This window comes from Amycolatopsis sp. WQ 127309, from assembly GCF_023023025.1.
Classification (GTDB): Bacteria; Actinomycetota; Actinomycetes; order Mycobacteriales; family Pseudonocardiaceae; genus Amycolatopsis.
The window spans coordinates 2,133,575-2,160,094 of the sequence record NZ_CP095481.1; the positions used below are offsets into that span (position 1 = coordinate 2,133,575).

Annotated in this window: 28 protein-coding genes; 9 read left to right on the top strand and 19 right to left on the bottom strand. The window is 70.7% G+C overall.

Features of this window, described 5'->3' with window-relative positions:
* Positions 1 to 156: 156 nt before the first annotated feature.
* On the bottom strand, positions 157 to 753 hold the full coding sequence (locus MUY22_RS09560; RefSeq protein ID WP_247058911.1) for a TetR family transcriptional regulator: 597 nt from the start codon (positions 751 to 753) through the stop codon (positions 157 to 159).
* Positions 734 to 2,212, bottom strand: a complete 1,479-nt coding sequence (locus MUY22_RS09565) for a DHA2 family efflux MFS transporter permease subunit (protein ID WP_247058912.1) — start codon at positions 2,210 to 2,212, stop codon at positions 734 to 736. The genes MUY22_RS09560 and MUY22_RS09565 overlap by 20 nt, the downstream gene beginning before the upstream one ends.
* A 223-nt stretch (positions 2,213 to 2,435) precedes the next feature.
* On the opposite strand from MUY22_RS09565, the gene MUY22_RS09570 reads away from it, so the two are divergent.
* Positions 2,436 to 3,578: an MFS transporter gene (locus tag MUY22_RS09570; protein WP_247063778.1), complete on the top strand. Its 1,143-nt coding sequence runs from the start codon at positions 2,436 to 2,438 to the stop codon at positions 3,576 to 3,578.
* Between the two features lie 5 nt (positions 3,579 to 3,583).
* Here MUY22_RS09570 and MUY22_RS09575 read toward each other — a convergent pair whose 3' ends face one another.
* Together MUY22_RS09575 and MUY22_RS09580 are read right to left on the bottom strand one after the other, a co-directional pair.
* Positions 3,584 to 3,964 carry a hypothetical protein gene (locus MUY22_RS09575; protein WP_247058913.1) on the bottom strand — a complete coding sequence of 127 codons (381 nt, stop codon included), beginning with the start codon at positions 3,962 to 3,964 and terminating at the stop codon, positions 3,584 to 3,586.
* A gap of 17 nt (positions 3,965 to 3,981) precedes the next feature.
* Positions 3,982 to 5,163, bottom strand: coding sequence for an RtcB family protein (locus MUY22_RS09580; protein WP_247058914.1), 1,182 nt, complete (start codon positions 5,161 to 5,163; stop codon positions 3,982 to 3,984).
* A 98-nt stretch (positions 5,164 to 5,261) separates the two neighbouring features.
* On the opposite strand from MUY22_RS09580, the gene MUY22_RS09585 reads away from it, so the two are divergent.
* Entirely contained in the window at positions 5,262 to 6,245 is a 984-nt protein-coding gene (locus tag MUY22_RS09585; protein WP_247058915.1) for a DUF4034 domain-containing protein, read from the top strand.
* Positions 6,246 to 6,284: 39 nt separating this feature from the next.
* Here the strand turns inward: MUY22_RS09585 and MUY22_RS09590 are convergent, their stop codons facing one another.
* Together MUY22_RS09590 and MUY22_RS09595 are read right to left on the bottom strand one after the other, a co-directional pair.
* Entirely contained in the window at positions 6,285 to 7,322 is a 1,038-nt protein-coding gene (locus MUY22_RS09590) for an aspartate-semialdehyde dehydrogenase (protein ID WP_247058916.1), read from the bottom strand.
* Entirely contained in the window at positions 7,322 to 8,587 is a 1,266-nt protein-coding gene (locus tag MUY22_RS09595) for an aspartate kinase (RefSeq protein WP_247058917.1), read from the bottom strand. Before MUY22_RS09595 ends, MUY22_RS09590 begins: the two co-directional genes overlap by 1 nt.
* A 283-nt stretch (positions 8,588 to 8,870) precedes the next feature.
* On the opposite strand from MUY22_RS09595, the gene MUY22_RS09600 reads away from it, so the two are divergent.
* Positions 8,871 to 9,461 (top strand): nitroreductase family protein, encoded by a 591-nt coding sequence (locus MUY22_RS09600; RefSeq protein WP_247058918.1) that lies wholly within the window; start codon positions 8,871 to 8,873, stop codon positions 9,459 to 9,461.
* Here the strand turns inward: MUY22_RS09600 and MUY22_RS09605 are convergent.
* Both MUY22_RS09605 and MUY22_RS09610 read right to left on the bottom strand, forming a co-directional pair.
* A complete protein-coding gene (locus MUY22_RS09605; RefSeq protein ID WP_247058919.1) occupies positions 9,458 to 10,162 on the bottom strand; it encodes a helix-hairpin-helix domain-containing protein in 705 nt (234 codons plus the stop codon). The two genes, MUY22_RS09600 and MUY22_RS09605, sit on opposite strands and share 4 nt — an antisense overlap.
* 94 nt (positions 10,163 to 10,256) lie before the next feature.
* Positions 10,257 to 10,637: a hypothetical protein gene (locus tag MUY22_RS09610; RefSeq protein WP_247058920.1), complete on the bottom strand. Its 381-nt coding sequence runs from the start codon at positions 10,635 to 10,637 to the stop codon at positions 10,257 to 10,259.
* Between the two features lie 240 nt (positions 10,638 to 10,877).
* On the opposite strand from MUY22_RS09610, the gene leuA reads away from it, so the two are divergent.
* Both leuA and MUY22_RS09620 read left to right on the top strand, forming a co-directional pair.
* Positions 10,878 to 12,641: a 2-isopropylmalate synthase gene (gene leuA, locus MUY22_RS09615; protein WP_247058921.1), complete on the top strand. Its 1,764-nt coding sequence runs from the start codon at positions 10,878 to 10,880 to the stop codon at positions 12,639 to 12,641.
* Positions 12,638 to 13,612, top strand: a complete 975-nt coding sequence (locus tag MUY22_RS09620) for a YafY family protein (protein ID WP_247058922.1) — start codon at positions 12,638 to 12,640, stop codon at positions 13,610 to 13,612. The genes leuA and MUY22_RS09620 overlap by 4 nt, the downstream gene beginning before the upstream one ends.
* Before the next feature lie 19 nt (positions 13,613 to 13,631).
* Here MUY22_RS09620 and MUY22_RS09625 read toward each other — a convergent pair whose 3' ends face one another.
* Entirely contained in the window at positions 13,632 to 14,558 is a 927-nt protein-coding gene (locus MUY22_RS09625) for an SDR family oxidoreductase (protein WP_247058923.1), read from the bottom strand.
* A 129-nt stretch (positions 14,559 to 14,687) separates the two neighbouring features.
* Between MUY22_RS09625 and MUY22_RS09630 the strand changes: the two genes are divergently transcribed.
* Positions 14,688 to 15,239, top strand: a complete 552-nt coding sequence (locus MUY22_RS09630; protein ID WP_247058924.1) for a DedA family protein — start codon at positions 14,688 to 14,690, stop codon at positions 15,237 to 15,239.
* Here the strand turns inward: MUY22_RS09630 and MUY22_RS09635 are convergent.
* Positions 15,226 to 15,870 carry a peroxiredoxin-like family protein gene (locus tag MUY22_RS09635; protein ID WP_247058925.1) on the bottom strand — a complete coding sequence of 215 codons (645 nt, stop codon included), beginning with the start codon at positions 15,868 to 15,870 and terminating at the stop codon, positions 15,226 to 15,228. The genes MUY22_RS09630 and MUY22_RS09635 overlap by 14 nt on opposite strands.
* A 58-nt stretch (positions 15,871 to 15,928) precedes the next feature.
* Here MUY22_RS09635 and MUY22_RS09640 point away from each other — a divergent pair, with 58 nt between their 5' ends.
* Positions 15,929 to 16,537, top strand: a complete 609-nt coding sequence (locus tag MUY22_RS09640; protein ID WP_247058926.1) for a TetR/AcrR family transcriptional regulator — start codon at positions 15,929 to 15,931, stop codon at positions 16,535 to 16,537.
* 32 nt (positions 16,538 to 16,569) lie between these two features.
* On the opposite strand, the gene MUY22_RS09645 is transcribed toward MUY22_RS09640, so the two are convergent.
* On the bottom strand, positions 16,570 to 17,478 hold the full coding sequence (locus tag MUY22_RS09645) for a LysR family transcriptional regulator (protein WP_247058927.1): 909 nt from the start codon (positions 17,476 to 17,478) through the stop codon (positions 16,570 to 16,572).
* Positions 17,479 to 17,564: 86 nt separating this feature from the next.
* Here MUY22_RS09645 and MUY22_RS09650 point away from each other — a divergent pair, with 86 nt between their 5' ends.
* The gene (locus MUY22_RS09650) at positions 17,565 to 18,473 is read left to right on the top strand and encodes an EamA family transporter (RefSeq protein WP_247058928.1); all 909 of its coding nucleotides are present in this window, start codon (positions 17,565 to 17,567) and stop codon (positions 18,471 to 18,473) included.
* Here the strand turns inward: MUY22_RS09650 and MUY22_RS09655 are convergent.
* The 4 genes from MUY22_RS09655 to MUY22_RS09670 all read right to left on the bottom strand — a co-directional run bounded on the left by MUY22_RS09655 (position 18,470) and on the right by MUY22_RS09670 (position 21,477).
* Entirely contained in the window at positions 18,470 to 19,114 is a 645-nt protein-coding gene (locus tag MUY22_RS09655) for a DedA family protein (protein WP_247058929.1), read from the bottom strand. The two genes, MUY22_RS09650 and MUY22_RS09655, sit on opposite strands and share 4 nt — an antisense overlap.
* Positions 19,115 to 19,223: 109 nt before the next feature.
* On the bottom strand, positions 19,224 to 19,865 hold the full coding sequence (locus MUY22_RS09660) for an SDR family oxidoreductase (protein WP_247058930.1): 642 nt from the start codon (positions 19,863 to 19,865) through the stop codon (positions 19,224 to 19,226).
* 80 nt (positions 19,866 to 19,945) lie between these two features.
* On the bottom strand, positions 19,946 to 21,109 hold the full coding sequence (locus MUY22_RS09665; RefSeq protein WP_247058931.1) for an RNA polymerase sigma factor: 1,164 nt from the start codon (positions 21,107 to 21,109) through the stop codon (positions 19,946 to 19,948).
* Complete coding sequence (locus MUY22_RS09670; protein WP_247058932.1) at positions 21,106 to 21,477, bottom strand: YciI family protein; 372 nt, start codon at positions 21,475 to 21,477, stop codon at positions 21,106 to 21,108. The genes MUY22_RS09665 and MUY22_RS09670 overlap by 4 nt, the downstream gene beginning before the upstream one ends.
* 84 nt (positions 21,478 to 21,561) lie before the next feature.
* On the opposite strand from MUY22_RS09670, the gene MUY22_RS09675 reads away from it, so the two are divergent.
* A complete protein-coding gene (locus MUY22_RS09675; RefSeq protein ID WP_247058933.1) occupies positions 21,562 to 22,002 on the top strand; it encodes a nuclear transport factor 2 family protein in 441 nt (146 codons plus the stop codon).
* A gap of 412 nt (positions 22,003 to 22,414) precedes the next feature.
* Here the strand turns inward: MUY22_RS09675 and MUY22_RS09680 are convergent, their stop codons facing one another.
* Genes MUY22_RS09680 through MUY22_RS09695 form a run of 4 tightly spaced genes read right to left on the bottom strand, consistent with a single transcriptional unit; the run spans position 22,415 to position 26,453 of the window.
* Entirely contained in the window at positions 22,415 to 23,527 is a 1,113-nt protein-coding gene (locus MUY22_RS09680; protein ID WP_247058934.1) for an ABC transporter ATP-binding protein, read from the bottom strand.
* Positions 23,524 to 24,519 (bottom strand): ABC transporter ATP-binding protein, encoded by a 996-nt coding sequence (locus tag MUY22_RS09685; protein WP_247058935.1) that lies wholly within the window; start codon positions 24,517 to 24,519, stop codon positions 23,524 to 23,526. Before MUY22_RS09685 ends, MUY22_RS09680 begins: the two co-directional genes overlap by 4 nt.
* Before the next feature lie 6 nt (positions 24,520 to 24,525).
* Positions 24,526 to 25,455, bottom strand: coding sequence for an ABC transporter permease (locus tag MUY22_RS09690; protein ID WP_247058936.1), 930 nt, complete (start codon positions 25,453 to 25,455; stop codon positions 24,526 to 24,528).
* Positions 25,452 to 26,453 carry an ABC transporter permease gene (locus MUY22_RS09695; protein ID WP_247058937.1) on the bottom strand — a complete coding sequence of 334 codons (1,002 nt, stop codon included), beginning with the start codon at positions 26,451 to 26,453 and terminating at the stop codon, positions 25,452 to 25,454. The genes MUY22_RS09690 and MUY22_RS09695 overlap by 4 nt, the downstream gene beginning before the upstream one ends.
* Positions 26,454 to 26,520 lie beyond the last annotated feature (67 nt).

Consider the following 26,520-nt stretch of genomic DNA (forward strand, 5'->3'; position numbering starts at 1 on the left):
TCATCCGGGTGCAACTGGTGATCAATTGGCTTCATCACTCCGTGGGACCGCGTGTCGCAACTGCTCCAGAAGGGCGGCCCGCACGCTCGCACCGCCACCCACAAGGTGCGCCGAAAACCGCGTTCCCCGTGGTGGGAGCACGAACCGGAAAATGCTTCAGAGCGGGAGGCCCGCCTCCAGGTGCGCGAAGGCCTCGTCGAGCGAGTTCAGGAGCAGGTCCGGGTCGCCGCCTGCGGTGTAGAACGCCGCGAGCACGACGCCGACCACGGCGCCCGCCCAGTTGCGCACCTCGAAGTCGGTCGCGGACCGGCCGGCGCGGCGGGCCGCGAGGTCGGCGAGCAGGTCGATGCCGGCGCCGTACTGCTCCAGCATCGGGGCACGCAGCTCCGGCTCGTTGAACACCAGCAGCTGCCGCTCGCGCTCGTCCTGCCAGGCGTCCTCCGGCAGTGCCTCGTAGACGTCGCGCAACGTCGCCCGCAGCGCGCCGATCAAGCTCAGCTCGGGCGGCTGGGCCAGCGCGGCCTCGACCATCATCGGGTCGAGGGCGTCGTAGAGGACCGTCGCCTCCTTCGTCGGGAAGTACCGGAAGAAGGTGCTCGGCGAGATCTCCGCCGCGGCCGCGATCTGGTCGACCGTCGTGGCCGTGTAGCCCTGCTCCCGGAACAGCCGCAACGCGTGCCGCTGGATCGCGGCCCGCGTCTTGGCCTTCTTGCGCTCTCGCAACCCCGTGGGCTCAGCCGGCGACGACGTCATGCTCCGATTCTCGCGGCTCGGTCCCGGCGGCCGCGCGGCCGGGCAGGAAGAGCGCCGCCAGCAGCGCGCCGGCCACGCCGAGCCCGGCGCAGACCCACAGCGTCGCGGCCATGCCGTCGGCGAACGCCGCCCGTGCGGAATCGGCCAGCCCGGGCAGGTGCAGCTTCGCCGCGACGGCGACCGCGGCGGACGCGCTCCCGCGGGCCGCGTCGGCCACCGGCGCGGGCAGCCCCGCGACGACGACGCCGTCGCGGTAAACGCCGTTGAGGACCGTGCCGAGCACCGCGACGCCGATGGTGCCGCTGACCTGGCGCAGCACCTGGATCAACGCCGAACCCGCGCCCGAGCGGCCCTCGGTCAGCGCGCCCATCGCCATCGACATCAGCGGCGGCAGGGTGCACCCGGTGCCGAGGCCGATGACGCTCTCCCAGCCGATCGTCAGGCCGTACCCGGCCGCGGCCGGCGCCGTCGCACCCCAGCCCAGCCCCGCCGCGAGCAGCACGAACCCGCCGGTGACGACCACGCGGACGCCGGACGCGGCGACCAGCCGTTCGGCGATCTTCGCCGAGACCAGCATCCCGCCGATCAGCGGCAGCAGCCGCACTCCGGTCTGCAGCGCGTCGGCGCCCTGCACCGCCTGGAACAGCTGCGGCAGCACGAACAGCAGGCCCATCAACGCGAACGACGCGACGGTCGCGAGCACCGCGCCCCAGACGAACCGCGGCTCCCGGAACAGCGCGAGGTCGGCGAGCGGCGCGGCCACCCGCGTCTGCTCCCGGACGAACACCGCGAGCAGGACGGCGCCGAGCCCGAGCAGCCCGTACGTCACCGGGTCGGCCCAGCCGTGCTCGCCCGCGTGGACGAAGCCGTAGGTGAGCGCGACGAGCCCGGCCGCCGACAGCGCGATGCCCGGGTAGTCGATCCCGCCCCGGCCGGAGCCGCGGGTGAGCGGCACCAGCAACAGCACCGCGACCAGGCCGACGACCGTCAGCGGGACGTTGATCAGGAACACCGAGCCCCAGGCGAAGTGGTCGAGCAGCCAGCCGCCGAGCAGCGGGCCGAGCGGGATGCCGACGAACGTCGCCAGCACCCAGGTCGTCAGCGCCCGCGCCCGTTCCTCCGGCGGGAAGAGGATGTTTAGCAGCGAGAGCGACAGCGGGATCAGGAACGCGGCGCCCACGCCCAGCAGGACCCGGGCGGCGATCAGCTCGCCGGGTGAGCCGGCGTAGGCGCACCAGAGTGACGCCGGCCCGAACACCGCGAGCGCGCCGAGCAGCAGCTTCTTCGGGCCGAACCGGTCACCGAGCAGGCCCGCCGGCAGCAGCAGCGCGGCCAGCGCCAGCGTGTAGGCGTTGCCGAACCACTGCAGCTGCGTGGTCGTGGCGCCGAGGTCGACGGCCAGCGTCGGTACGGCGACGTTCAGCACAGTCAGGTCCAGGCCGACGGTCAGCAGGCTCACCGCGAGCGCCCCGAGCGCCCACCACCTGCGTGGATACAGCTGATTCATAGTGACCCCCATTTGGTAGTGACTACCAAATGAGAGTAGCTCTCACGATGTCCGGGCGCCAGGTCCGAGAAATAAGTTGCACGCGCGTACCACCTTGGGTTCTCATCGAGGCGTGCCTCTGCAGCCCTACCGCCGGGTGCTCTCCGTCCCCCGCGTCCCCTCGACGATGGCCATGATGTTCCTGGCCCGGCTGCCGATGACCATGAACGGCGTCCTGCTGACGCTGTACGTCGTCACCGGGCTCGGCCGCGGCTACGGCGCCGCCGGGCTGGTCGGCGCCGGCGTCACGCTCGGGATGGCCCTCGGGGCGCCGCTGCTCGGCCGGGCCTTCGACAAGTACGGGCTGCGCCCGATCGTCGCCGTCTGCGGCACCGGCACCACGGCGTTCTGGATCCTCGCGCCGCACCTGCCGTTCGAAGCGCTCGCCGCGGTCGCCGTCCCGGCCGGGATGCTCTCGGTGCCCGCGGGCTCGCTGGCCCGGCAGGTGCTGGCCACGCTCGTCCCGGTCGAGGAGCGCCGGGCGGCGTACTCGCTGGACACCATCTCGATCGAGGCGACGTTCATGATCGGCCCTGCAGCCGGGATCGCAGCGATCACCGCGTTCTCACCGACGTGGACGCTGAGCGCGCTCGGCGTGCTCTTCGGCGGCACGGCGTTCCTGATCTGGCTGGTGAACCCGCCGATCCGCGACGCCGCCGAACAGGGGGTGGCCACCGCCCGGCCGCCGCTGCGCAGCTGGCTGACCGGCAGGCTGGTGGGCACGCTGATGGTCGCCGCGGGCGCGTTGTTCGTGCTCGTCGGCACCGAGCTGGCGACACTCGCGACCCTGCGCGCGCACGGCGACATCGGTGTGACCGGGCTGGTGATCGCGGTGATGTGCGCCGCGTCGATCACCGGCGGCATCGTGCACGGCTCGGTGAAGCGGTCGCTGCCCCAGGGCGTGCTGATGCTGCTGCTCGCGCTGCTGGTAGTGCCCGTGGGGCTCGCCGAACAGCCGTGGTGGCTGCTGACGCTCGTGCTGATCCCGACGAACCTGCTCTGCGCGCCGACGCTGGCCGCGACCACCGAGACGGTCAGCCGGCTCGCGCCGCCGCGGGTGCGCGGCGAGGCGATGGGGCTGATGGACGGGTTCACCCGGCTCGGTCTCGCGGCGGGCAGCCCGGTGGTCGGCTTCGCGATCGACCACTCGAGCCCGGCCTGGGGCTTCGCCGCGGCCGGCATCGGCGGGCTGGTGATCGCGTCGGCGGGCCTGGTCGGCCTACGCCGGCCCCGCAGGCCCGAACCGGCGCCGGTACCCGCGCTCGCCGAGACCTGCTGACGCCGTCAGCTGCAGGCGGTGCGCAGCGCGTCGAGCTTGCCGACGTTGCGCTTGGCCCACCGGGCCACGACGCCGGCGTCCTCGATGCGTTCCTTCTGCACCTCGACGTAGGAGTCCGCCATGCCGAGGAGCGCGTTCTTGACGTCCTGGTCGCCGACGTTCCCGGCCAGCGCGCGCAGCCGCTGCGCCTTGTCCGCGGCCCGCTCCTTGAGCCGCTGCGGGTCGACGAGCGGATTCAGGTCCGCCAGCCCGAGCGCCTCGGCGCAGGCGCCGACCTTGTCCGCGGTCTTGCTGCCCTGGTCGACCGCGTCGCTGACCTGATCGCACCCGCTCAGCAGCAGTGCGGCCCCGGCCAGCAACGCGGCCGTCCTCCCCCAACTTGTCATATCACCCAAGGTACCGCTCAGCCCTTGACGCAGACCACCTGCTTGAGGTGGGCGACGACCTCGACCAGGTCGGTCTGGGCCTTGATGACCGAGTCGATGTCCTTGTACGCCGCCGGGATCTCGTCGACGACACCCGAGTCCTTGCGGCATTCGACGCCCGCCGTCTGCGCCGCCAGGTCGTCCGCGGTGTAGAGCTTCTTCGCCTTGGTCCGCGACATCCGGCGGCCGGCGCCGTGCGACGCCGACTGGAACGACGACTGGTTGCCGAGCCCGCGGACGATGTACGAACCGGTCCCCATGCTGCCCGGGATGATCCCCAGGTCACCCGAGCCGGCGCGGATCGCGCCCTTGCGGGTGACGAGCAGCTCGACGCCGTCGTAGGTCTCTTCGGCGACGTAGTTGTGGTGGCACGAGATCGCGTCGTCGAAGGTCGTGCCCGGCACGACGTCCGCCAGCGCCAGCTTCACCAGCGCGACCATCGTGGCGCGGTTGCGCGCCGCGTAGTCCTGCGCCCAGAACAGGTCACGCCGGTACGCCTGCATCTCCGGGGTGCCCGCGACGAACACCGCGAGGTCCCGGTCGGGCAGGTCGGCGTTGTGCGGCAGCTTCCGCGCGACGGCCATGTGCCGTTCCGCGAGCTCCTTGCCGATGTTGCGCGACCCCGAGTGCAGCATCAGCCAGACGCGGCCGACACCTTCTTCGAGGCAGACCTCGATGAAGTGGTTCCCGCCACCGAGGCTCCCGATCTGCCGCGCGGCCCGGTCGTGCAGCTCTTGGACGCCGGTGTGCAGCTCGCCGAAGCCCTTCCAGAAGGCGTCCCAGCCACCGACGCCGTGCACCTTCGCCGGGTTCACGGGCGTCTTGTGCAACCCGAACCCGACCGGCACGGCGTTTTCGATGCGACGGCGCAGCTTCCCGAGGTCGTCGGGCAGGTCGGCCGCGGTCAGCGACGTCCGCACCGCGCTCATCCCGCACCCGATGTCCACGCCGACCGCGGCGGGCGAAACGGCGTCACGCATGGCGATGACACTGCCGACGGTCGCCCCCTTGCCGTAGTGCACGTCGGGCATCACGGCGACCCCGTGCACCCACGGCAGGTTCGCGACGTTGTGCAGCTGCCGCATGGCCTGCTCTTCGACGGACGCGGGATCAGCCCACATCCGAATCGGCACGCGGGCACCGTCGACAGCCGTGTACATGATTTCCTCCCCTGGAAATGGTTTCGGGACTTAGAATCCCCCCTGACGGGGAATCGGACAAGGCGATTTCCGATCGTCCACTGTGGAGGAGAACGGACATGGGCCTGCTACCCGGCCCCGCGGCCGCTGCCCGGGGGATGGTTCCGGACGCCGGGCTCAGCGCCGAGCCGCACTTCGACGAGCCCGGTCTCGCCGCCGCCGTCTCCGCCGCCCTCGCCGGTGACTGGCACCCCGCGGCCACCCTCGTCGCCACCCTGAACGGTGACTGGGACCGGCGCACCGCCGTCGTCGACGCCCTCGCCAAGACGGCCACCACCGAACGCCAATGGCTGCGGGACTGGCTCGCCGAGCGGGAAGACGATCCCGACGCCGTTGTCGTGCAGGCGCAGACGTTCGTCGCCCTGGCCTGGCAGCGGCGGGGCAACGCCGGCGCCCGGCACACCGACCGGCAGCAGTTCGTGCCCTTCTACCAACTGCTGGAATACGCCCGCGACACCGCCTGGAAGGCGGCCGAACTCGCCGGAACGGATCCGACACCCTGGGCGACCCTCGTCACCATCTGCATGGGGCTCGAAGTCCGGTACCAGCCCTTCGACGGGATCTGGTCGGGTCTGCTCGTCCGCGCGCCTGCCCACCGCCTCGGCCACAACCGCGCGCTGCAGTACTGGTGCCCGAAGTGGCACGGCACCGAAGAGCGCCTGCTCGATTTCGCCGCCGGTGCTGCGGCTTTCGCGCCGTCGCTGACGCCACTGCCTCTGCACGCGGCCTTCGAAATGGCCATGGAGGGCAACCCGATCTGGCGAAGCCGCTACGTCCGGGACGCCCTCGACGCGGCCCTGCCCTGGTTGGACGGCGAAGGCGCCGAGCACCCCGCTACCCGGGAAGACCGCGGCTACGCGATCTACGCTCTGCACCACAACGGCCGTCACGACGAAGCCGTCGCCCAGTTCCGGCGGCTCGGCGGGCACGCCGACGGCTACGTCTGGAACTTCGACACCGACGTCAAGCGGTCCGCGAACCCGGTGAAGCAGTTCGCGACCCTGCGCGCGCGGGCTTGCCGGAACGCGGCCCGGGACGCGTGAAGGCCCCCTCGACGACCGAGGGGGCCTTCGACGTCGGACCTACTGCTGCGCGATCAGCTCCGCGATCTGCACCGCGTTCAGCGCCGCGCCCTTGCGCAGGTTGTCGTTCGCGATGAACAACGCGAGCCCGCGGCCGCCGCCGACGCCCTGGTCGACGCGGATGCGGCCGACGTAGCTCGGGTCGTTGCCCGCCGCCTGCAGCGGGGTCGGGATGTCGGACAGCTCGACGCCCGGCGCGTGGGCCAGCAGCTGCGTCGCGCGCTCGACCGTCAGCGGCTGCGCGAACTCCGCGTTGACCGAGATCGAGTGCCCCGAGAACACCGGGACCCGCACGCAGGTGCAGGACACGCCCAGCCCCGGGATGCTCAGGATCTTGCGGCTCTCGTTGCGGAACTTCTTCTCCTCGTCCGTCTCGAGCTCACCGTCGTCCACAATGGACCCCGCCATCGGCAGGACGTTGAACGCGATCGGACGGACGTACTTGTTCGGCGCGGGGAAGGCGATCGCCGCGCCGTCGTGCGTCAGCAGCGCCGCGTGCTCCGCTCCGGCGCGAACCTGACCGGCCAGCTCGTCGACGCCGGCCAGCCCGCTGCCGGACACCGCCTGGTAGGTCGACGCGACCAGCCGGACCAGGCCCGCCTCGTCGTGCAGCGGCTTGAGCACCGGCATCGCGGCCATGGTCGTGCAGTTGGGGTTCGCGATGATCCCCTTCCGCGCTTCCTTGATGGCCTCCGGGTTGACCTCGCTGACGACCAGCGGCACGTCCGGGTCCATCCGGAACGCCGAAGAGTTGTCGATCACCGTGACGCCGGCGTCGGCGAACCGCGGCGCCTGCGCCTTCGACGTCGAGCCGCCCGCGGAGAACAGCGCGATGTCCAATCCGGACGGGTCCGCTGTGGACGCGTCTTCGATCGTGATTTCGCTGTCGCGCCACGGGAGTTTCGACCCCGCCGAGCGCGCCGAAGCGAAGTACCGGAGCCCGGCGATCGGGAACTCCCGCTCCGCCAGCAGCTTGCGCATCACCGCGCCGACCTGGCCGGTCGCGCCGACCACCCCGACCCGCAGCCCGTCCGCCATCAGCGACCACTCCCCGCGTAGACCACAGCTTCTTCGTCGCCACCGAGCTCGAACGCGGCGTGGATCGCGCGTACGGCGTCGTCGAGCTGGGCGTCCCTGATCAGCACCGAGATGCGGATCTCCGAGGTGTTGATGATCTCGATGTTGACGCCGGAGGAGGCCAGCGCCTCGCAGAACGTCGCCGTGACACCCGGGTGCGACCGCATCCCGGCGCCGACCAGCGAGACCTTGCCGACGTGGTCGTCGTAGAGCACGGACTCGAAGCCGATCTCGGCCTTGACCTTCTCCAGCTCCTTGACGGCCTTGGCGCCGTTGGCCTTCGACAGCGTGAAGGTGATGTCGGTGCGGCCGGAGATGGTGCTCGACACGTTCTGCAGCACCATGTCGATGTCGATCTCGGCGTCGGCGATCACGCGGAAGATCCGGGCCGCGGCACCGGCGTGGTCCGGTACGCCGGTGACCGTGATCTTGGCTTCGGAGCGGTCGTGCGCGACACCGGTGATCAGCGCTTGTTCCACGGGGATCTCCTCGATAGAACCGGTCACCGTGGTGCCCGGCTTGTCACTGTAGGAAGAACGGACTCGGATCGGGACGCCGTAGCGGCGCGCGTACTCGACCGACCGCAGGTGCAGGATCTTCGACCCGCTCGCGGCCAGCTCAAGCATCTCTTCGTAGGTAACGGTGTCGAGCTTGCGCGCGTCCGGCACCACCCGCGGGTCGGCGGTGTACACACCGTCCACATCGGAGTAGATCTCGCAGACGTCGGCGTTCAGCGCGGCGGCCAGTGCGACGGCGGTGGTGTCCGAACCGCCGCGGCCCAGCGTGGTGATGTCCTTGGTGTCCTGCGCGACGCCCTGGAACCCCGCCACCAGCGCGACGTAGCCCTGCTCGAGGGCCTCGGTGACCCGGCTCGGCGTGACGTCGATGATGCGCGCGTTGCCGTGCACGGACGTCGTGACGACGCCGGCCTGCGAACCGGTGAACGACCACGCCTCGGCCCCCTGGGCCGCGATGGCCATGGCGACCAGCGAGTTCGAGATGCGCTCACCCGCGGTGAGCAGCATGTCCATCTCCCGCTCCGGCGGCGCCGGGTTGACCTGCTGCGCCAGGTCGAGCAGCTCGTCGGTGGTGTCACCCATCGCCGAGCAGACCACGACGACGTCGTTGCCGGCCTTCTTGGTGGCGACGATCCGTTCCGCGACGCGCTTGATCCGGTCGGCACTTTCCAGCGACGATCCGCCGTACTTCTGGACCACGAGGGCCACGCCCGAACCTCCTCGACGGGCCGGGTCTGCTCCCTGGTGGGCACCGGAGAGCCCCCGCGTCCCATAGTTGAGAAGGAGCCTACCGGGGGTTCAGCGGCCTGCCACACCATCGAGTGGCGCCGGCCACCGGCTCGGGGCAGCGCGGAAGTAAATCTTCCGTAACACCAAGGAAATGCGCGGAGCCCTTCCTTCCGAGTGATGCAGCGCACTCCTCGGAACCTCCATCCATGCCCCCGCCACCACCCTCAGCGGAGGCGCTTCGCGCCGCTGTAGCTTTTCGATCGTGCGCAAACCAGCTGTGACGAGCATCCCGATCGCCTCCCTGATGGCCGAGCGCTGGAGCCCGCGGGCCTACGACGCGTCTGCCGTCGTCACCCCGGACCAGCTGCGAGCCCTCCTGGAGGCGGCCCGCTGGGCACCGTCGTTCGGCAACACCCAGCCGGCGCGGTACCTGGTGGGCGTCCGCGGCACGCCGGCGTTCGACGCGATCCTGGCGACGCTCAACTCGGGCAACCAGGCGTGGGCCCGGCGGGCGAGCCTCCTGCTGATCGGCGTCATGGTGACGACGAACGCGAAGGGCGACGTCCCCTACACGGAGTACGGGCTCGGGCTGGCTTCGGAGAACCTCGTGCTGCAGGCGGTGGAGCTGGGGCTGATCGCCCACCAGATGGCGGGCTTCTCGGCGGAGGCGGTCCAGTCGACGTTCGCACTGCCTGCGGACGCGGTCCCGAAGGTGGCGATCGCGGTCGGTTCGCCGGCGCACCCGGAGGTCCTGGAGGAGGACTGGCGGATCGAGCGCGAGAAGGCGGACCGGGTCCGGATCCCGCTGGAGGAGTTCGCGTTCACCGAAAAGTGGGGCAACCCGGCGCTCTAGACCGGCAGGACCACGGCCCGGTCGCGGATGCGGTCCAGCGTCCCGAAGGGCACCACGGCGCCGACGTCGTCGACGGCGGCGAACCCGCCCACGGTCGCCCTGATGTCGACGATGGCTTCGGCGGTAGCGGCGTCGAGCCCGCAAACCGACGCAATCACGTCCGCCGGCGCGTTGTTGAGATCGACGAGGCCACCGTCGTCGTAGTTCCGCGGCAGGTCGGGACGGCCGACCCGCAGGTCGCGCGCGATGAGCGGATCCTCGGTGGCGAGCTTCCGGGCTTCGGTGCGGCGATCACGCGCGGCCAGCGCGGCGGCGAGCGCCGGATCGGGGCCGTCGAGGCGCTCGCCGGGGACCTGGCGCAGGATTTCGCGGCGCAGCTTGGCCTGCTGCACGCAGCCGACGGCGACCACGACGAGTCCGAGGACCACCGCGATCGACGTGAGCAGGTTCCCGGTCGACCCCACGACCTTGCCCGCGGCGTCCTTCGGGGCGAGGGACATCAGCACGCCCATGAGCGCGGCCGCCACTCCGAAGACGGCGGCCTTGACGTAGAGCGACTTCCGGCCCAGCCGCACGGCGGCGTGCACGAACGGAACCCACGCGAAGAACCCGATCGTGGCGATGGTGACGACGAAGTACCAACGGCTCCCGAGGCGGACGACCGCACTCGGCACCGTCGCGACAGGCTGTGAAACGGACATGATCAGCACCCCTTCCGGCGTGCTGATGTCGCCTGGCGACGACACTGCGTTACGAGGTCGCGCCCCGGGTCAGCCGATCGTGATCACCGTGAGATCAGGAACCGCCGCCCACCCGGCGGATCACCTTCGCCAGGATTCCCGAGACCACGAGCCAGAAGATCGCCGCGATGCCGAAGTTCACCAGGACCCGCAGCTTGGCGTCGGCGGGTGTGAACAGGTCGCTGAAGCCCAGCGCCAAGCCGTCCGCCCAGGAGTGGACGAACGAGACGATGCCGTTGTCCGGGTTGGCCGAGCCGACCGTGAAGATCACGTGGATCACCAGGATCGCGGCGAAGACCAAGCCCACCCAGCGCACGATCGACGCCACCGCGTTGGCCACCTTGCCCCCGGCGCGACGCCAGTCGACGGGTGCCCGGCGGGCGACGCGCGTCTCCGTGTCCTCCGAAGACGCCGACGACTCTGCGTGTTCAGCCATGCCCGCAGTTTCGCACGGCACTGGGCCGATTGCTACCCGCTGGTAACTCGGATGGCGGATGATGACGTAACGGTTGGATCGCGACCTCACTTCCCCCCGGCCTGGCTCGATGGTTATGGTGGGGGCGTGGCGCGTGCTCTCCTGCTTCGCTGCCGCGACGGGGCCTGACCGGACCGGCTCCCCGTCGCGGGGCTTCGTGGTGCCGGTCGTCCGCACCCGTTTTTCAGGAGAACCCTTTCCATGAGTTCGCGCATCCGCAAACCCTCTCGCACCGCGCCCGCTGATCAGCCCGCCTGGAACACCCAGCGCGGCACGTCCATGCCGGTGCACCGCTACCGCCCCTGGTACGACCTGATCGAGAACATCGACGTCCCCGACCGCACCTGGCCGGACAAGCGCATCGACCGCGCGCCGCTGTGGTGCGCCGTCGACCTGCGGGACGGCAACCAGGCCCTGATCGACCCGATGTCGCCCGCGCGCAAGCGCAAGTTCTTCGACCTGCTCGTACGCATGGGCTACAAGGAGATCGAGGTCGGCTTCCCGGCCGCGTCGCAGACCGACTTCGACTTCGTCCGCGAGATCATCGAAGAAGGCGCCATCCCGGACGACGTCAGCATCCAGGTGCTGACCCAGTGCCGCCACGAGCTGATCGAGCGGACGTTCCAGTCCCTCGAAGGCGCGCCGCGCGCGATCGTCCACATCTACAACTCGACGTCGATCCTGCAGCGCCGCGTGGTCTTCCGCGAGGAGCGCGAAGGCATCAAGAAGATCGCGACGCAGGCCGCGGAACTGGTCGTCGAGCTGGCCGCGAAGCAGCCGGACACCGACTTCCGCTTCCAGTACTCGCCGGAGTCCTACACCGGCACCGAGCTGTCGTACGCGCTCGAGGTCTGCAACGCCGTCACCGAGATCTGGCAGCCGACGCCGGAGAAGCCGGTGATCCTGAACCTGCCGGCGACCGTCGAGATGGCCACGCCGAACGTCTACGCCGACTCGATCGAGTGGATGAGCCGGAACCTGGCGCGTCGCGACTCGGTGATCCTGTCGCTGCACCCGCACAACGACCGCGGCACCGGCATCGCCGCCGCCGAGCTGGGCTACCAGGCCGGCGCGGACCGGATCGAGGGCTGCCTGTTCGGCAACGGCGAGCGCACCGGCAACGTCGACCTGGTCGCGCTGGGCATGAACCTCTACAGCCAGGGCATCGACCCGCAGATCGACTTCTCGGACATGGACGAGATCAAGCGGACGGTCGAGTACTGCAACCAGCTGCCGGTGCCCGAGCGCTCGCCCTGGGGCGGCGACCTGGTGTTCACCGCGTTCTCCGGCTCGCACCAGGACGCGATCAACAAGGGTCTCGACGCGCTGAAGGACGCCGCCGGCAAGCAGGGCGTGCCGGTCGACGAGTACCCGTGGGAGGTACCGTACCTGCCGATCGACCCGAAGGACGTCGGCCGCACGTACGAGGCCGTGATCCGGGTGAACTCGCAGTCCGGCAAGGGCGGCGTCGCCTACATCATGAAGGCCGAGCACCAGCTCGACCTGCCGCGGCGCCTGCAGATCGAGTTCTCGAAGGTCATCCAGCGCTACACCGACACCGAGGGCGGCGAGGTCGACCCGACCACGATGTACAACGCCTTCTCGGCCGAGTACCTGGAGCTGAAGACGCCGCTGGAGCTGGTGCGCCAGCACGTCCGCGACAACGGTGACGGCGAGTACGACATCACCGCGACGGTGCGCGTGGAAGGTGACGAGCACGAGGTCACCGGCCGCGGCAACGGGCCGATCGCGGCGTTCTTCGACGCGCTCTCGACGGTGGGCTTCGACCTGCGCCTGCTGGACTACTCCGAGCACACGCTCTCGCCGGGCGACGACGCGCGCGCCGCGTCGTACATCGAGTGCGCGATCTCGGACCGGGTGTTCTGGGGCATCGGGATCGACCCGTCGATCGTCACGGCGTCGCTGCGCGCCGTCGTCTCGGCGGTGAACCGCGCCAACCGGTGAAGGCCGAGCGGCTGGTCGCGCTGCTGTTCACGCTGCAACGGCGGCGCAGCGCGACCGCCGCTGAACTCGCGGAGGAGCTGGGCGTCTCCGAGCGCACCATGCACCGCGACCTGACGGCGTTGCGGGACGCCGGCGTTCCACTGTGGACGGAGCCGGGCCGGCACGGCGGCTTCCGCCTGGTCGACGGCTGGCGCGCGGGCCTCGACGGCTTGACCGCGCGGGAAGCCGTCGCGCTGTTCGCCTTGGGCGTGCCGGAGGCGCTGGCCGGGCTCGGCCTCGACACCGCGGGCAGCGCGGCGCGGGCCAAGGTGTCGGCGGGGATGCCGCCGGAGCTGCACGAGCAGGCCGCGCTCGTCGCGGGCCGCTTCCACCTGGACGCGCCGGGCTGGTTCGGCGCCGCGGACTCCTCACCCGAGCTGGCGACGGTGGCCCGCGCGGTCTGGGCGCAACGGCGGATCGCGATCAGCTACCGGCGCCGCGACAAGGTCGCCGATCGGGTGCTCGAACCGCTGGGTCTCGTGCTCAAGGCGGGCGTCTGGTACCTGGTCGCGGGCGTGCCGGACGACGACGCGCGCCGCACGTACCGCGTTTCCCGGATCCTGACGGCCGCCGAGCTGGAAGCGCGCTTCGAGCGGCCACCGGATTTCGACCTGGCGGGCTGGTGGCGCGCGGCATCGGCGACGTTCGAGCAGGTGGACCGCCCATTGCGGGTGACAGCCCGGCTGAACCGGACAGCGGTACGCGGCCTGCGACGCGTGTTCGGCGCCGAAGACCTGGCCCACACGGTGATAGCGCTGGGCGAGCCGACAGCCGACGGCTGGGCCGAAGCCGAACTGGCCCTGGAAAGCACCGAGATCGGCCTCGGCCAGCTGGTCGCACTGAGCCCCGGCGTGGAAGTCGTGACGCCGCCGGAGATCCGGGCCGCGCTCGCGGCGATCGGCACCGAGGTCGCGGCCCGCAACAGCGGGTAGTCCACAGGCCGGGCCGCGGTCAGCGGTAGCCGGTCGTATCCGCCTCCTTGCCCGCGTCGACCACCTCGACCATGTAGCGCCACGCGTCCGGGCGGCTGCCGTCGGTGTCGTCGACTTCGTACTCCCGCGCCAGCTGGCCGCTGCTCACCGTCTGCCCGGCCCACCGGTGCCGCTCCGGGTCCGTGGCCAGGGCCACCACTGTGCGGCCGCAGAAGGTCGGGGACTCCGAGATCGCGAAGTGCGGGGTCTTCTCCAGCGCGTCGCGCCAGTTCTCCTCCGTGACGCCGTAGATGTCCAGCATCGCCTCCGAGCGCAGGTAACCCGGCGTGAACGCGACCGCCGTGCACTCGTGCGCCGACAGCTCCGCGGCTTCACCGATCGCGAGCAGGTGCGCCGACGCCTTCGCGACGTAGAACGGCAGCGACGTGCCCTCGCGGTAGTTCGCGTTGTACTCCGCGGTGCCGTCGGTCATCTCGACGACCAGGCCGCCCGGGCGGCGGATCAGCAGCGGCAGCAGGTGGTGGCCGGTGATCAGGTGCGCGTCGATGCCCAGGCGGATCATGCGCAGGCCGGCGTCCAGGTCGTGCTCCCAGACCGGCTTGCCCCAGCCCAGGTGCTGGTCGCCGCCCCAGATGCCGTCGACCAGGATGTCGAGGCCGCCGTGTGCGGCGTCGACCCGCTTCGCCAGCGCCGCGACCTCCGCCGGCTCCAGGTGGTCGACCCGGACGGCCTCGGCCTGGCCTCCCGCCTGCTCGATCAGCTCGACGGTCTCTTCGATGGTCTCCGGACGGTCCACTTCGGACTTCGTGGTGCCGCTGCTGCGGCCGGTCACGTAGACGAAGGCGCCCGCGCGGCCCAGCTCGACCGCGATCGCCCGGCTCGCACCGCGGGTGCCGCCGGCGACCAGCGCGACCTTTCCGGACAGGGTGTTCGATTCGGTGCTCATGACCTCACGATCACCCCGAACCATGACAACTCCTGACATGGTTCACCCAATCTGTGGAAGAGCTGTCGGCTTCCTGTGAGTCCCCCTTGATCGGGATTCATCCGGGCCGCGCGGGCGGTTAATGGAGGTGTGGACGCGACTACGGCAGGACTGCTGGTGCTGTTCGTCGTCTCGCTGGTGCCGCTGCTGCCCACCGAGGTGACACTCCTCGGCATGGGCATCGCGGCGGCGCAGGGCGGGACGTCGCTGGCGCTGGTCATCGCCGTGGCCACGGCCGGGTGCCTGGTCTCCGACCAGGCGCTCTACGCCCTCGGCCGGTTCGGTGGCCGGGCGGCGCTGGACCGGTTGAGCCGGCGGAAGAAGATCGCCGCCGGCATCGGCTGGCTCGACGGCCGCCTGCAGCGCCACCCGCGGCCGGTGCTGGTGGTGGCCCGCTGGCTGCCGTCGGGCGGGACGGTCGGCGCCCTCCTCGCCGGCTCCCTCCGGTGGCCCATGGCGGAGTTCTTCACCGCGTCGGCCGTCGGCGTCACGCTCTGGACGTCCTACGTCGCCTTCCTCGGCTACGCGGGCGGCCAGATCATCACCGAACCCGGGATCAGCATGCTGCTCTCCCTCGGCGTCGCCTTGGTCCTGGGTTCGGTGATCACCTACAGCGTGAAGCGCGGCGCTAGAGCGATTTGACGGCCTCGAGAATCGCCGCGGGCTCCGTGCGCGTCGTGTAGTCCGGGTGGACGTCGACGTACCGGATCGTGCGGTCCCGGTCGACCACGACGACCGCCGGGTACGCCAGCTCCCATTCGCCGGTGCCGTTGACCTGGCCCAGGTCCGTGCCGATCGAGCTCATCGCCACCCGCACGGCGTCCGAGACCCGGAACGTCAGCCCGAGCTGCCGCGAGACGACGTTCCCGACGTCCGACAGCACGGCGAAATCGAGCTCGTTCTTCTCCTGCGTGGACAGTGAGCCGTCCGCGGTCTGCGGGCTGATCGCGGCCAGCGTCGCGCCGAGCTTCGCCAGCTCGGGAACGACTTCCTGCTGGTAGGTGCGCAGCGTCAGGTTGCAGAACGGGCACCACTCGCCGCGGTAGAACACGAGCACCGCGGGCCCGTCCGCGACGAGCTGCCCCAGGCTGACGGGCTCGCCATCCGCGCCCGGCAGCGTGAAGTCCTCGATCGTGACCCCGGCTTCGGCGAACTTCGTCTCGTCGGCCGCGCGGGCCATGTCGGCCTCGAAGACCGTGAACACCTCCGGCGGCAGCGCGCTCCGGCCGTGGTCCTTGACGCCGTCCAGCCCGCTCTTCAGGTCGTTCCCCACTTGGGTCCCCGTTCGTTGTACTGATCGGTACAGTGCGGCTGACTGTACTGTTCGGTACATGGAGACGCAAGCAGCGGCCACGACCGCGCGTGGCCAGCGGACCCGCGACGCGATCGTCGACGCGGCGGCGGAGCTGATGTACGTCCACGGCGTCGCGGGCACGAGCGTCGACAAGGTGCTCGCCGCGAGCGGGGCCGGGAAATCGCAGATGTACCACTACTTCAAGAACAAGGATCAGCTGGTCGAGGCCGTGATCGACCGCTACCTGGCGCAGATCCTCGGCAACCAGCCGGCGATCTTCACGCTGGCGTCGTGGGCTGATTTCGACACGTGGACCGAGCAGCTGCTCGACGTCCAGCGCCGCGCCGCGGCGCCGATCCCGTGCCCGCTCGGCAACCTGGCCGGCGAACTCGGCGACGACCCGAAGGTGAGGCCGCTGCTCGACCAGGCCTACCGGACCTGGGAGTCCCACCTGACGCGCGGCCTCGAACGGCTACGCGACCAGGGCGAACTCCCGGCCGACGCCGACCCGGCGCGGCTCGCCCAGGCCGCGATGGCGTGTGTACAGGGCGGCCTGCTGCTGGCCCACATCCGCGGCGACCTGACGGCCTTGGAGGACGCGCTGCACATCGCCGTCGCCCACCTCCGCGCTCACCGCACGTCGTGAGTGGTTAGGGCGGTTCTAGCCGCCCTGACCACTCACGAGCCGGTGAGCTGAGCGACCTCCGCGCGCAGCTCTTCGATCACCTGGGCCACGGCCGGACGCTGCAGCGCGCCGGTGCGGCAGACCACTTCCACCAGGCGGGCCGCGCGGATCCCGGCCAGCGGCCGGCCGATCAGGCCGCTGCCGCGGCGGGTGTCCATCGTGTACCGCGGCAGCAGCGCGATGCCGTGCCCGGCCGCGACCAGCCGTTCGGTGATCCGGAAGTCGTTGATCCGCTGCACCACCACCGGCCGGACGCCGGTGCGGACGGTCAGCGAGCGCAGCACGTCGTCCACCGGGAAGCCGAAGTCGACGCTGATCCAGCGTTCGTCGGCCAGCTCCGGCAGCTCGACGCGGCGCCGGTTCGCCAGCCGGTGCCCGGCCGGGAGCGCGACGTCGAGGGGTTCGCGCAGCAGCGGGACGACGTCGAGGCGGCCGGCGTCGAACTCCGGCGCGTGCTCGTCGCGGTGCGCCACGACGACGTCGTAGTCCGCGACCAGGCCCGGCACCTCCGGTGGCGTCATGTCGACGTCCCGGACGTCGATCTCGAGGCCCTCGTACCCGGCGACGCGGGTGAGCAGGCCCGGCAGCAGCATCAGCCCGGCTGACTGGAAGATCGCGACCCGCACGCGCCCGCGCGGCGCGCTGCGGTAGGTGTCCAGTTCGGACTCGGCGCGCTCCAGCGCGGCCAGCACCTCGTCGGCCCGGGCGACCAGCGCGCGGCCGGCGTCGGTCAGCCGCAGGCCGCGGCCCGCCGGTTCGGTGAGCGGCAGGCCGACTTCGCCTTGCAACGCGCGTAGTTGCTGCGACACCGCGGACGGCGTGCAGTGCAGCGCGCGAGCGGCCGCCGTCACGCTCCCGCGGTCGGCGAACTCCCGCAGCGTGCGCAGGCGACCCAGATCCACGGCGTCAGCGTACGTGAAGCACGGCTACACGATTCCTGCAGATATTCTCGCTGGTCCTTCACGGTCGGTCTTGTCAGAGTGGAGGCATGCCCACCCGTGACCGTCTGCTGGCCATGTTCGTCGCCGTCCTGTGGGGCCTCAACTTCCTCGCCATCCACGCCACGCTCGGGCAGTTCCCGCCGGTGTTCGCGGGCGCGCTGCGGTTCGCCGTGATCGCCGTTCCGACGATCCTGTTCGTGCCGTGGCCGAAGGTGAAGGTGCGGCACCTGCTCGGTTACGGGCTCGGCTTCGGCACCGGGCAGTTCGCGTTCCTGTTCATCGCGATGGACACCGGGATGCCGACCGGGCTCGCGTCGCTGGTGCTGCAGGCGTCGGCGCCGTTCACGGTGCTGCTCGGTGCCGTCTTCCTGCGGGAACGCGTCACCGCGCGGCAGCTGGCCGGGATCCTGCTGGCCGTCGCGGGGATGACGGCGATCGCGTGGCAGCAGTCCGGGCACGCGGCGCTGCTGCCGATGGTGCTCACCGTGCTGGCCGCGCTGAGCTGGGCGTTCGGCAACCTGAGCACGCGGCGGGCGGAGCCGGACAACCCGCTGCACTTCACGCTGTGGATGTCCGTGGTCCCGCCGCTGCCGATGTTCGCGTTGTCGCTGGTCATGGAGGGGCCGGCGGCGCAGTGGCACTCGCTGGCGACGCTGGGCACGCCGACCGGGCTGACCGCGCTCGGCGGGCTGGCCTACGTCGTGCTGTTCGGCACGATCGTCGGCTCCGGCATCTGGACGACGCTGATGCGCCGCAACCCGGCCGGCGTCGTCTCGCCGTTTTCACTGCTGGTGCCGGTGGTCGGGCTGACGGCGTCGTTCCTGCTGCTGGGCGAGCGGCCGAGCGGCCTGGAGATCGCCGCCGCCGGGGTCGTGATCGGCGGCGTTCTCCTGGGCTCGCTCAAGTCCGCGCGCAAGCCCGATCCCGAGCTGCTGCCGGAGGAAGTGCCGGTTTAGGCGGCCGGTTCTTCCTGCTTGGGCGTCTCTTCGTCTTCGTGGTTCTTGCCGAGGCGCTTCTTCATGACGAAGAAGACGACGACGCCGATGACGATCGCGGCGACCAGGCCGTACTTGGAGAAGTTGCCGAGCCACTTCTCGGCGACGACGCCGAGGTAGTAGACGAGCGCGGTGGTGCCGCCCGCCCAGACGATGCCGCCGAGCGCGTTGGCGATCAGGAACTTCGGGTAGTGCATCTTCAGCGACCCGGCGAGCGGGCCGGCGAGGATGCGCAGGAACGCGATGAACCGGCCGAGGAACACGGCCCACATGCCGCGTTTGTTGAAGATGCGTTCCGCGTTGGCGATGTGCGTCGGCCCGAAATGCTTCGGGAATTTCCGGCCCGCCCAGGCGAACAGCCGTTGCCCGCCGGTCTTCCCGATCAGGTAACCGATGCTGTCGCCGACGATGGCGCCGGCGCTGGCCAGCGCACCGATCCAGAGCGGGTTCAGGTTGCTGTGCTGCGACGCCAGCAACGCGGCGCTGACCAGCACGATCTCGCCGGGCAGCGGAATGCCGAGGCTCTCGATCATGATCACCGCGGCGACGATCAGGTACACCGAGATCGGCGGGATCGCCTCCAGCCATTGATCGATGTGCACTGCGGGTACCCCCTGGAAATCGGTCGTCTGTCACCGCAGGGTACCGGGGCCGGTCCGCACCGGGGGCCCCACTCAGGTATCCCTCCGTGTACGACTTAAGTCGCGTTTTTCACCCCAACGCGGCAAGGGCCGGCCCGACCGGGAAGTCGCCGGAAACGACGTCGAACCCGCGGTTTTCGGTGAGCGGCTCCCCGAGCACCCCGACGACCACGGCGGCGACGTCCAGCCGCGTCACCCGCCCGGGTTCGAGGTGCCCGGCGACCTTGACGCGCCCGGTGGCGGGGCCGTCGGTGAGCGTGCCGGGCCGGACGATGGTCCAGGTCAGCGCGGACTTCTGCAGCGCGAGGTCGGACAGCTGCTTGGCGAGCAGGATCGACCGCACGAGCCGGTCACCCTGGTCCGGGGAGTCGGCGAACTGCGCGGAGACCTGGATGTACCGCGCGACGCCGGCCTTCTCGGCGGCGTGGACGGCCGTGACGGAGCCGTCCCGGTCCACGAGGTTCACCGACGCGGGTTCCGGATCGGGCGCTCCAATGGCCGCGATGACGACGTCCGAGCCGAGGAAGGCTTCGACGAGGTCCTCGGGATCCGCCGTGACGTCGGCGACCACGGGTTCGACGTCGAGGTCTCGGAGGACTTCGGCCCGCTGCCGGCTGCGGAGCCCGGCCCGGACGGTGTGTCCTTTGGCCGCCAGAAGCCGTGCGATGTGGAACCCGGTTCGCCCCGACGCGCCCAGCACGGTGACCTGCATGCGGTCGATCCTCCCGCAAGAACGGCGGCCGCGCTCGTCCTTCCCCAGGTTGTCCACAGGTGTGCCCCCATGTGGACAACTCACGCCAGCCGGGACGCCCGTGACTGCAGGTAGGCCTGCTCCGGCAGGCTCAACGTCCGCCGCGACGCCGTCAGGTACGCCTCTCGCGCCCCGACGACGTCGCCCGCCAGCTCCAGCAGGTGCGCCCGGACCGCGTCCACCCGATGGTGGGCCTCCAGATCGGCGCCGGCCAGCTCGGCCAAGCCCGCTTCCGGCCCGTGGACCTGGGCGAACGCCACGACGCGGTTGAGCGTGACCATCGGGCCCGGCGCGACCACGCGCAGCAGGTCGTAGAGGGTGAGGATCTCGGCCCAGTCGGTGTCCGCGGCCGTCGGGGCCTCGGCGTGGACGGCCGCGATCGCCGCCTGGAGCTGGTACGGGCCGACCGGCGACGTCGACAACGCGGTCGTGATCAGCGAGACGCCCTCGGCGATGAGCTCCGCGTTCCAGCGGGACCGGTCCTGCGCCGCGAGCGGGACCAGCGCGCCGGTCGCGTCGACCCGGGCCGGACGGCGGGCTTCGGTCAGGAGCATCAAGGCCAGCAGGCCCGTGACCTCGCCGCCGGGCGGGAGCTGGCGGGTCAGGCGGATCGCCTCCGTCGTCAGCTCGACGCGGTTCAGGGCGTCACCCGAGCTGGCCGTGTGCCCCTCGGTGAAGATCAGGTACAGGACCTGCAGCACCGCGGCCAGGCGGCCGGGGTCCGGCGACGGCGTGAACCGCTCGCCGCGCAGTTTCTGCTTCGCGCGGCTGATGCGCTGGCCGATCGTCGCCTCCGGGACGAGGAACGCGCGCGCGATCTCCGCGGTCGTCAGGCCGCCGACCGCCCGGAGCGTCAGCGCGACCTGGGACGGCCGGGTCAGCGACGGGTGGCAGCACAGCAGCAGCAATGTCAGCGTGTCGTCGACGCCGGCGACCGGCTCCGGATCCGGCGGCTCCGCCAGCGCGACCGTCTCCTCGCGCCGCTGCCGCGCGGTCTCGCTGCGCCACTGCTCGATCCGGCGCCGGGACGCGGTCGTGATCAGCCACCCCTTCGGGTGATCGGGCAACCCGTCGACGGGCCACTGCAGCGACGCCGCCAGCAGCGCCTCCTGGACGGCGTCCTCGCAGGTGTCGAAGCCGCCGTACCGCCGCACGAGCGCGGCGAGGACCTGCGGCGCGAGCTCGCGGAGCAGGCCTTCGATCACAGCTCGGTCCCGTGCAGGCCCATCACCGGCCGCACCTCCACCACCCCGAAGGCCGCCTCCGGGATCCGCCCGGCGATCTCGAGCGCGCGCTCTTCGCTTTCGCAGTCGAGCAGGTAGAAGCCGGCGAGGAACTCCTTGGCCTCCGCGAAGGGCCCATCGGTGGTCAACGGCCCGCTGTCGCCGACGCTGACCTGCTTGGTGAGTTCGGGAAGGGCGAGCCGCTCGGAGACGAGCCGCTCCCCGGAGGCGTCGAGATCGTCGTTGAGCCGCTGGTAGTAGGCCAGCCCGGCAGCCCGCTGCTCAGCGGTCATCCCCTCCCACGCCCGGCGGGACTCGGGGTTGCCGTAGATCAGGACCACGTATTTCACGAGCGCCTCCGCAGCTGTGTCGAAATCCGCCCGGCGGCGCCTACGTCCCCATCGGAAGCGCCACCGACACCCCAGGAGAATGTCATGACCGAGCACGACGAGACCCGGATTCGCAAGCTGCTGGCGGTGCGCACGGACGCGATGACCAGCCGTGACGCCGAAACGCTGGCTTCGCAGTACACGCCGGACGTCATCGCGTTCACCCTCGCGCCACCCCTCGCCCACCGCGGCGCGGACGTCATCGACGTCGACGCCCGCAAAGCGTGGTTCGACGGCTTCGAGGGCCCGATCGAGTACGAGGTCCGCGACCTCGAGATCACGGTGGGCGGCGCCATCGCGTACTGCCACTCGCTGACCTGCCTCTCGACAACGCCGAAGGGCGCGCCGGCGAGCTTCGAGCTGTGGTTCCGCTCGACGATCTGCTTCCGCGAGGACATCGGGGAATGGCGGATCACGCACGTCCACGACTCGACGCCGTTCTACATGGACGCCACGATGAGCGCGGCGCTGGACCTGAAGCCCTGATCCGCAGAAGCCCGCCCCCCGCCCTCCTCCTGGGGGGCGTGCCCTTGTCCAGTCTATCGGCGCCCACCGACGGGAAAGGCTGATCAGGCTTCGGTCGCCGGAGTTGTCCACATTGGAGCAGGCCTGTGGACAACCGGTTGTGAACGGGCGATGGAGATGCGGAAGGGGCCCGCTCAGCTGGCGCAGCCAGGCCGAACGAACCGAGAAAGTCTTGGGGCAGGCCAGAGAAGCGGGCGGCCATGCCCAGCGGTGGGCAACGGCGGTTTGGGACGGTGAACGTCCCGAAACGTCCATCGGCGAGGCAATTCCGGAAGCAACCCGGCGAAACCGGAAGCGGGCCCCGAGCAAAAGACCGGCCGGGCAGCAATCTGCCCGGCCGGTCTTCGGATCACAAGGTCACCAGACTAAGAGATCACAGGATCTCGGCTGAAGTGCCGATGTCCGGCGGACCCAGGTCGGGGTTCAGCGCCCCGGTCAGTTCCACCAGTTCCGGCTTCACCTCGTGCGGCTGGATGCGGCCGTCGCGGATGTCCTCCGCGTAGTGGCACGCCACCCGGTGGCCGCCGCCGATTTCGCGGAGCTGGGGGCGGTCCGTGTCGCACAAGCTCGCCTGGCGCCAGGGGCAGCGCGTGTGGAAGCGGCAGCCCGACGGCGGGTTGGCCGGTGACGGGAGGTCGCCCGCGAGCAGGATCTGCTCGCGCGTGTCCTCCACCTGCGGGTCCGGCACCGGGATCGCCGACAGCAGCGCCCGGGTGTACGGGTGCAGCGGGTCGCGGTAGAGCGAGTCCGCGTCCGTCTCCTCCACCAGCGCGCCCAGGTACATCACGCCGATGCGGTCGGAGATGTGCCGCACCACCGCGAGGTCGTGCGCGATCACCACGTACGTCAGGCCGAGCTGGTCCTGCAGATCCTCCAGCAGGTTCACCACCTGGGCCTGCACCGAGACGTCCAACGCGGACACCGGCTCGTCCGCGACGATCAGGTCCGGCTCCACCGCCAACGCCCGCGCGATGCCGATGCGCTGGCGCTGCCCGCCGGAGAACTCGTGCGGGTACTTCCGCAGCGACGACTCCGGGAGGCCGACGGCGGACAGCAGCTGACGCAGCCGCCGCTGGGTGGTTTCCTTGTCCTTGTCGAGGCCGTGCGCGTGCATGCCCTCGACGAGGATCGACTCGACCGACTGCCGCGGGTCCAGGCTGGACATCGGGTCCTGGAAGATCATCTGCATCCGGCGCCGGGCCTTCCGCAGATCCTCTCCCTTGAGCTTCGCGACGTCGGTGCCGTCGAACTTCACCGAACCCGACGTCGGTTCGTTGAGCCGCAGGATCGCCCGGCCCAGCGTGGACTTGCCGCAGCCGGACTCGCCCACCAGGCCGTAGGTCTCCCCGCGGCGGATGGCCAGGTCGACGCCGTCGACCGCGTAGACGTGCCCGACCGTCCGGTCGAACACGACGCCGCTCTTGATCGGGAAGTGCACCTTGAGGTCGTTGACCTCGAGCAGCACGTCACCAGCAGGCTGGTTCATCGGGCTCCTCCTCCCGCCACGACCGCCGGCCGCACGGGGTTGTGGCAGCGCAGCAGCCCGCCGTGGTCGGGCACCAGCTGCGGCGAGACCTCGCGGCAGACCGGCAGCGCGTTGGGGCAGCGGGGCGCGAACGCGCAGCCGCCGTCCCACGGGATGTTGTCGGCCACGGATCCCTTGATGGGGACCAGTTTCTCGCCGCGGCCCGCGTCAAGGCGCGGGATCGAGGCGAGCAGGCCGTGGGTGTACGGGTGACGCGGCTCGGCGAACAGCTGGTGCCGCTTCGCCCGCTCGACGATCCGGCCGCCGTAGAGCACGTTGACCTCGTCGCACAGCCCGGCGACGACGCCGAGGTCGTGCGTGATCATGATCAGCGCGGTTCCGGTGTCCTGCACCAGTTCCCGCAGCAACGCCAGGATCTGCGCCTGGATGGTGACGTCCAGGGCTGTGGTCGGCTCGTCGGCGATGAGCAGCCGCGGCCGGCACGCCAGCGCGATCGCGATCAGCGCGCGCTGCCGCATGCCGCCGGAAAGCTGGTGCGGGTACTCGGAAAGCCGCCGCGACGGGTCGGGGATGCCGACCTTGTCCAGCAGGTCCGTCGCTTCGACGGACGCCGCCTTGCGCGACATCCCGCGGTGCCGCTCCAGGACCTCGGTGATCTGCAGCCCGATCGGGATGACCGGGTTCAGCGAGGACAGCGGGTCCTGGAACACCATGCCGAGGTCGCGGCCGCGCCGGTCGCGCATTTCGCGGTCCGACAGCTTCAGCAGGTCGGTGCCTTCGTAGCTCACCGAACCGCTGACCTTGTTGCCGCGCCGCGCCAGCAGCCGCATGATCGCCAGCGACGTCACGGACTTGCCGCAGCCGGATTCGCCGACCAGGCCGACGGTCTGGCCCGGCTCGACGTCGAAGCTGACGCTGTCCACCGCGGTGAACGGCCGCTCGCCACGGCGGACGAAGTCGACCGTCAGGTCACGGACTTCAAGGAGTGCCATGGGTTCTCACCGCCTGTTCTTCGGGTCGAGGGCTTCGCGGAGGGACTCGCCGAGCAGCGTGAACCCGAGCGCCACGATGATGATCGCGATCGCCGGGTAGTACGCGAGCTCCGGACGGATGTCGAGGAACTGGCGCGAGGCCTTGCCCAGCATCAGCCCCCACTCCGCGCGCGAGGGGTCCGGGTCGCCCAGGCCGAGGAACGACAGCGCCGCGGCCTCGAGGATCGACGTGGCCAACGTGAGCGTGGCCTGCACGATGACCGGGCCGAGCGAGTTCGGAAGCATGTGCCGGAACACGATCGCCCCGCGCTTCACGCCGAGGGACGTCGCCGCCAGCACGTGGTCGGCGTCGCGCTGCACCAGCATGGAACCGCGCAGCAGCCGGGCGAAGATCGGCACGCCGACCATCGACACGGCCAGGATGACCGTCCACTGGCTCGGGTTCGCGAACAGCGCCGCGATCGAGATGGCCAGCAGCAGCGAGGGGAACGACAGCATGACGTCGACGAGTCGCATGAGGACGGTGTCGACCCAGCCGCCGAACGCGCCCGCGATCCCGCCGATGATGACGCCGATGAGCACGCCGATCACCGTGGCCAGCACGCCGACGAGCAGCGTCTGCTGGGCGCCGACGATGAGCCGGGACAGGAAGTCGCGGCCGAAGTCGTCCACGCCGAGCGGGTAACCGGGCATCGAACCGGGGATGATGCCCCGGCCCAGCTGGACCTGGTCCTGCAACGCGCGGTCCTGCGGGTCCTTGGGGGCCAGCAGCGGCGCGAAGATCGCCAGGAGCAGGAACAGGCCGGTGATGCCACCGCCGGTGAGCGCGACCGGGCTGCGCAGCATCCGGCGCAGGGCTTCACCGCCGAGGCTGCGCCCGCTCGCCGCGGCGAGCTTGTCGATCGGTTCCTTCTTCTTGTTCAGCAGAGTGTTCATCGCACACGCACCCTCGGGTCGATGATCCCGTAAGAGACGTCGACCAGCATGTTCACCAGCACGTACACCACCGCCCCGAACAGCAGGAGGGCCTGCAGCCGGGGGTAGTCACGCCGTTCGATCCCCTCGGCCAGCAGGAACCCGAGGCCGCGGAAGTTGAACACCCGCTCGGTCAGCACCGCGCCGCCGAGCAGGGCGCCGGTCTGGAGGCCGATCGTCGTGACCACCGGCAGCAGGCCGTTGCGCAGGACGTGCCGGGTGCGCACCACCTGCTGCGTCAGGCCCTTGGAGTTGGCCGTGCGGACGAAGTCCTCGTTGAGGACGTCCAGCACCGACGCGCGGGTGATCCGGGTGATCACCGCGAGCGGGATGGTGGCGAGCGCGAACGCGGGCAGGACCAGGTGCTTGATCGCGTCCCAGACGGCGTCCCACTCACCGGTCATGATGCCGTCGAGGATGGCGAAGTTCGTGATCGCGGTGGCGTCGAGACCCGCGGCCTGGCGGCCCTGCGACGGCAAGCCGAGCGGGGAGGCCAGCAGGTCCTGCATCATGTAGCCGAGGAAGAACACCGGCACCGCGACGCCGATGAGGCTGAGCACGATGACCAGGTTGTCGACCGGCCCGCCGCGGAACCGCGCGGCCAGGTAACCGGCGGGGATGCCGACGACGATCGCGATGATCATCGCGGTGAGACCGAGCTCGATGGTCGCCGGCAGGAAGGTGACGATCTCGCCCATGACGGGCTGGGTCGACACCAGGGAGTTGCCGAAGTCGCCGGTGAACGCCCGGCCGAGGAACCCGAAGTACTGCAGGATGATCGGCTGGTCGAGCCCGAGGACGTGGTTGAGGTTGGCGATCTTCTCCGGCGTCGCCTTGTCACCCAACAGCGCGGCGGCGGGGCCGCCGGGCAGGGACCGGAGCCAGGCGAAGATCAGGATGGACAGGATGAAGAGCGTCGGAATCGCTTGTAGCAACCGACGCACGAGAAAACGGAGCACGTGCAGTCCTTCGTAGCCAGCCCGGGATTAGGCGCAAGGGGTGGGCGCGGTAGCGCCCACCCCTTGC

Coding starts and splice junctions, on each gene's coding strand:
- MUY22_RS09560 (WP_247058911.1), bottom strand. CDS start 753: ATGACGTCGTCGCCGGCTGAGCCCACGGGGTTGCGAGAGCGCAAGAAG.
- MUY22_RS09570 (WP_247063778.1), top strand. CDS start 2,436: ATGTTCCTGGCCCGGCTGCCGATGACCATGAACGGCGTCCTGCTGACG.
- MUY22_RS09575 (WP_247058913.1), bottom strand. CDS start 3,964: ATGACAAGTTGGGGGAGGACGGCCGCGTTGCTGGCCGGGGCCGCACTG.
- MUY22_RS09580 (WP_247058914.1), bottom strand. CDS start 5,163: ATGTACACGGCTGTCGACGGTGCCCGCGTGCCGATTCGGATGTGGGCT.
- MUY22_RS09585 (WP_247058915.1), top strand. CDS start 5,262: ATGGGCCTGCTACCCGGCCCCGCGGCCGCTGCCCGGGGGATGGTTCCG.
- MUY22_RS09590 (WP_247058916.1), bottom strand. CDS start 7,322: ATGGCGGACGGGCTGCGGGTCGGGGTGGTCGGCGCGACCGGCCAGGTC.
- MUY22_RS09605 (WP_247058919.1), bottom strand. CDS start 10,162: ATGTCCGTTTCACAGCCTGTCGCGACGGTGCCGAGTGCGGTCGTCCGC.
- MUY22_RS09610 (WP_247058920.1), bottom strand. CDS start 10,637: ATGGCTGAACACGCAGAGTCGTCGGCGTCTTCGGAGGACACGGAGACG.
- leuA (WP_247058921.1), top strand. CDS start 10,878: ATGAGTTCGCGCATCCGCAAACCCTCTCGCACCGCGCCCGCTGATCAG.
- MUY22_RS09625 (WP_247058923.1), bottom strand. CDS start 14,558: ATGAGCACCGAATCGAACACCCTGTCCGGAAAGGTCGCGCTGGTCGCC.
- MUY22_RS09640 (WP_247058926.1), top strand. CDS start 15,929: ATGGAGACGCAAGCAGCGGCCACGACCGCGCGTGGCCAGCGGACCCGC.
- MUY22_RS09650 (WP_247058928.1), top strand. CDS start 17,565: ATGCCCACCCGTGACCGTCTGCTGGCCATGTTCGTCGCCGTCCTGTGG.
- MUY22_RS09660 (WP_247058930.1), bottom strand. CDS start 19,865: ATGCAGGTCACCGTGCTGGGCGCGTCGGGGCGAACCGGGTTCCACATC.
- MUY22_RS09675 (WP_247058933.1), top strand. CDS start 21,562: ATGACCGAGCACGACGAGACCCGGATTCGCAAGCTGCTGGCGGTGCGC.
- MUY22_RS09680 (WP_247058934.1), bottom strand. CDS start 23,527: ATGAACCAGCCTGCTGGTGACGTGCTGCTCGAGGTCAACGACCTCAAG.
- MUY22_RS09685 (WP_247058935.1), bottom strand. CDS start 24,519: ATGGCACTCCTTGAAGTCCGTGACCTGACGGTCGACTTCGTCCGCCGT.
- MUY22_RS09690 (WP_247058936.1), bottom strand. CDS start 25,455: ATGAACACTCTGCTGAACAAGAAGAAGGAACCGATCGACAAGCTCGCC.